The sequence below is a fragment of the Mucilaginibacter sp. genome, assembly GCF_028288105.1.
GTDB lineage: Bacteria > Bacteroidota > Bacteroidia > Sphingobacteriales > Sphingobacteriaceae > Mucilaginibacter.
The window spans coordinates 1-3,851 of sequence record NZ_JAQBOI010000155.1 but is presented as its reverse complement, the minus strand read 5'-3'; the positions used below and the strand labels follow the sequence as shown (position 1 = coordinate 3,851).

Below are 3,851 nucleotides of genomic sequence, written 5' to 3'. Positions count from 1 at the left end.
CGCGCCTTGGCCGACTCCGCCATTTCATCACATATAATAGTGGCAAAGTCTGCATGTTGTGCAGTTGCTACGGTTATGTCAAAATCTTGTATGGTCATTATAATAGAAAAATTACCGTTAAATTATTGGCTTATAAGGCCGTAATAATTAGATGGACGTTGTTTAAAGAAGTTTAATAGCGCTTCTTTGTTTGGGTGGAGATTAAAACCTAATTCAAACCCGTGGGATGAACACCCGTCGTCGGCTGGGGGGGAATAACAAAACAAAAGAAACTAAAGCAGCGGCAACCGGAGCAAAAAATGCGCTGATATCCATTCTGTTTATGTTTTGTTTTATCATTTTCTGTAAAGTATATGTACTTTTTAATTTTGTGCAAATTATTGCATTAAATTTTACTTATGCAAGAAAAAACTGTTATAATTTGCCTGCACGCATAAAACATTACAATTAAGAAATATTAATATAACAGAATAGTATCTGCAAAAGCTTAATTTGATATTTAAATACTGCTTTTGTTTTGCCTGTTGAAGGGTAATAGCATTTAACTCTCCATAATTATACGGTTACTGATATCTACGTAATCGTTTACGTAAATATACACCGTACATACTACTAACATAACCATATGTTTTATTGAACTTTATATACCAATTATAAAAAGAGATAACTCAATTAGAGTTTTTCATCTGTAAGTTCAATCAAAAAATTAACTGATTATGGAAAGTTTAAGTGAAAAAGAAGTAGCGCCGCTAAGTAGTTTGGATGTATGGGAAGATGATGTTTTAAAAAGATATCCGGAAGCTGGTACAACAAAAACTAAAGAGGAGTTCAGGAATTATGATAGCCCAGAAAACGACTCGGTGCGCGAATTTTATAGATTGAACCATAAATATCAAACCTATGATAATGTGTTGGCGAAAAAAGCCAATTTTTTAAAGTTTGATAAAAAGGAAATGCCCTGGTGGGCTGCCATGGATTATTTAAATACCCTGGTTGATGATTCTGATCCCGACACCTCTCTTGATCAGCTGCAACATTTATTGCAAACAGCCGAAGCCATTAGGGCCGACGGGCACCCGGATTGGTTTGTATTAACAGGGTTTATACATGATTTGGGTAAAGTACTGTGCCTGTTTGGCGAACCACAGTGGAATGTTGTTGGCGATACCTTCCCGGTGGGCTGCAAGTTTTCGGATAAAATTGTGTACCCCGAATTTTTTGCTGCCAACCCCGATAATGATGATGAGCGTTATAATACCAAATATGGCGTTTACACGCACCAGTGCGGGTTAGATAATATCCATATGTCGTGGGGGCATGATGAATATTTGTATCATATCACTAAAGATCATCTTCCCGAACCTGCTTTATACATGATCCGTTATCATTCATTTTATTCCCAGCATCGCGAAAACGCTTACGATCACCTGTTAAATGCCCACGATAAGGAGATGTTTAAATGGGTTGATAAATTTAACCCGTACGATTTGTATTCTAAAAGCCCTAAACCACCCGTAGTGGCCGAGTTGAAGCCTTATTATGAAGATTTAATTGCTAAGTATTTACCTGAGACGGTTAAACTTTAATTTTTTTTAACAGCCGTAGATCCTCTCTCAATCAGATCCGATTTTAACACGACAATTTCGTTTGTGTCAACTTGTTTTTTATTCAGCAACTTTAAAATGAGGGTTGCGGCTGTTATACCAATTTCAAATGCGGGCTGTGTAATGGTTGTTAATGATGGATTTAAGAATGGTGCTGTTTTTAAGTTGGAGAAACTTACTATTTTAAGATCATCGGGGATATTTATATGCAGCTCTTCGCATATCGCGTAACAAGGCAACACCAATTCCTCTATAGAAGAGATTAGGCCATCTGGTTTATTTGTAGTCAGCAGAGCTTTTATAAGTGAATAATTTTGACTTTCATCATTGTCGCAGTTAATTATCTGCGTTTCATCATAAACAATATTGTTGTTTGCTAATGCATCTATATATCCGCTTAGTCGGTTTTTACCGGTTGAAAGATTGTTAAGTGCAAAAAGAAAGCTTATTCTTTTACAGCCGCATTCAATTAAATGCGCTGTAGCATTATATGCACTTTCATAATCGTTGGTTGTTATTTTAACAGCATCAATATTTTCTAAGGCCCTGTCAAAAAATACAACAGGGATATTTTTATTCAGTTCGGTAAAATGATCCTTATTATTCGTTTCGCTCGATACTGATATTAAAACGCCATCAACACGGCCGCTCAGTAAACTTTTTATAAAAGCCGCTTCTGTTTCGCTGTTTTCGTGGGTTTGATAAATTAATACATGATAACCATGTTGCCTCGAAATTTCTTCGATGCCATTAATTGCCTGCGAAAAAAAGTTATTGGCTATTTCAGGAACAATTACCGCCAGGGTTTTGGTTTTGTGGCTTCGTAAAGTACTTGCCGATGGGTTAGGTTCATAATTTAGCTTTTTGGCTAAATCCCAAACCCTTTGTTTGGTTGCGGCGCTAATTTCGTAACTATCACTTAATGCCCTTGATACAGTAGCGGCCGACAAATTCAATTCAAGTGCAAGCTCTTTGATAGTGATATTACTCATAAGCCGGGGTTATGTAATTAAGATAAAGTTTTTCTACAACAATCAAATATCAATCAAACGAAAAAACCAACTCTTACTTTTTGCTCACTATATCATCAATGATCATATCCGCGTGAATGCGTGAGTTTTCGATAAACCAAAGGTGCGTATCCAGTCCGCCGCAAACTACGCCAGCAAGGTATAGCCCCGGCTGGTTGGTTTCCATCGTTTCGTGATCGTATTCGGGTATGAATTTATCTTTGGATAGTTGAATACCCAGTTTGGCCAGAAAATCAAAATTAGGCTTATAACCTGTCATGGCCATTACAAAATCATTAGGGATAGTTATTTTGCCTTCCGGGGTATCTATATCCACCTCGGTTTGGCGGACGGCGGACAAATTAGAGTTGAAATAAGCCTTAATGCTACCTTCTTTTATGCGGTTGATAATATCCGGCCGTACCCAGTATTTAACCCTGCTGCTGATCTCGGGGCCGCGCACTACCAGCGTAACCTCGGCACCTTTACGGTAAGTTTCTAAAGCCACATCAATAGCCGAATTGCTGCTGCCCACAACAACTACTTTTTGCAAAGCGTAATAATGCGGGTCCTTGTAATAATGTTTTACTTTAGGCAAGTCTTCGCCAGGGATATCCAGATTAACGGCTATATCGTAAAATCCTGTAGAAAGTATCACTTTTTTTGCCTGATAAGTGGCTTTTGAAGTGGTGATAGTATAGCCGGCATCTGTGGGTTTTACATTGGTTACTTCTTCAAATAAATTAAGCGGTAAATTATTCGACAAGGCTACACGGCGGTAATACTCCAGCGCATCGGCACGGGTAGGTTTTGTGTGTACGGTAACAAAAGGTACGCCGCCAATCTCCAGTTTTTCTGATGTAGAAAAGAACATCATGGTAGAAGGATAGTTGTACAATGAATTTACCAGGCAGCCTTTTTCAACAATAATAAAACTTAATCCGGCTTTTTGGGCCGCCAGTCCGCAGGCTAAACCAATGGGGCCACCGCCTATAATGAGTATATCGAGCATGTGCGAAGATAATTAGTTTGGCTGGAACAAATGTATTTTGAATGTTGAATATCGGCAGGTTTTGATACCCTATTTAGCCCTTTTAGAAAAAACAAGGCACAAAAATGGGATAAGCTACTCTTATCGCGCCGCTCAACTCTCTACCCTTGCTGCGTTCCCACCCTGGGGGAGTTCAAGAGGAGCTGGCCGTAAAAGACTTATCCCGCCGCAAAGATAGAAAAAGGA

At 38.6% G+C, this 3,851-nt stretch carries 3 protein-coding genes and 1 other RNA gene; 1 reads left to right on the top strand and 3 read right to left on the bottom strand.

Features of this window, described 5'->3' with window-relative positions; translation table 11 throughout:
* Window positions 1-716: 716 nt before the first annotated feature.
* On the top strand, window positions 717-1,586 hold the full coding sequence (locus tag JWQ85_RS10960; protein WP_299467815.1) for an inositol oxygenase family protein: 870 nt from the start codon (window positions 717-719) through the stop codon (window positions 1,584-1,586).
* On the opposite strand, the gene JWQ85_RS10955 is transcribed toward JWQ85_RS10960, so the two are convergent.
* From JWQ85_RS10955 to ffs, 3 genes are all read right to left on the bottom strand, one after another.
* Window positions 1,583-2,596, bottom strand: coding sequence for a LacI family DNA-binding transcriptional regulator (locus JWQ85_RS10955; RefSeq protein WP_299467813.1), 1,014 nt, complete (start codon window positions 2,594-2,596; stop codon window positions 1,583-1,585). The genes JWQ85_RS10960 and JWQ85_RS10955 overlap by 4 nt on opposite strands.
* 73 nt (window positions 2,597-2,669) lie before the next feature.
* Window positions 2,670-3,626, bottom strand: coding sequence for a YpdA family putative bacillithiol disulfide reductase (locus JWQ85_RS10950; RefSeq protein ID WP_299467811.1), 957 nt, complete (start codon window positions 3,624-3,626; stop codon window positions 2,670-2,672).
* Window positions 3,627-3,730: 104 nt separating this feature from the next.
* Window positions 3,731-3,829: signal recognition particle sRNA small type (gene ffs / locus JWQ85_RS10945), an RNA gene on the bottom strand.
* Window positions 3,830-3,851: the final 22 nt, after the last annotated feature.

Excerpts from the sequence above, each read along its gene's own strand:
- JWQ85_RS10950 (WP_299467811.1), bottom strand. The coding sequence starts at position 3,626 with ATGCTCGATATACTCATTATAGGCGGTGGCCCCATTGGTTTAGCCTGC.
- JWQ85_RS10955 (WP_299467813.1), bottom strand. The coding sequence starts at position 2,596 with ATGAGTAATATCACTATCAAAGAGCTTGCACTTGAATTGAATTTGTCG.
- JWQ85_RS10960 (WP_299467815.1), top strand. The coding sequence starts at position 717 with ATGGAAAGTTTAAGTGAAAAAGAAGTAGCGCCGCTAAGTAGTTTGGAT.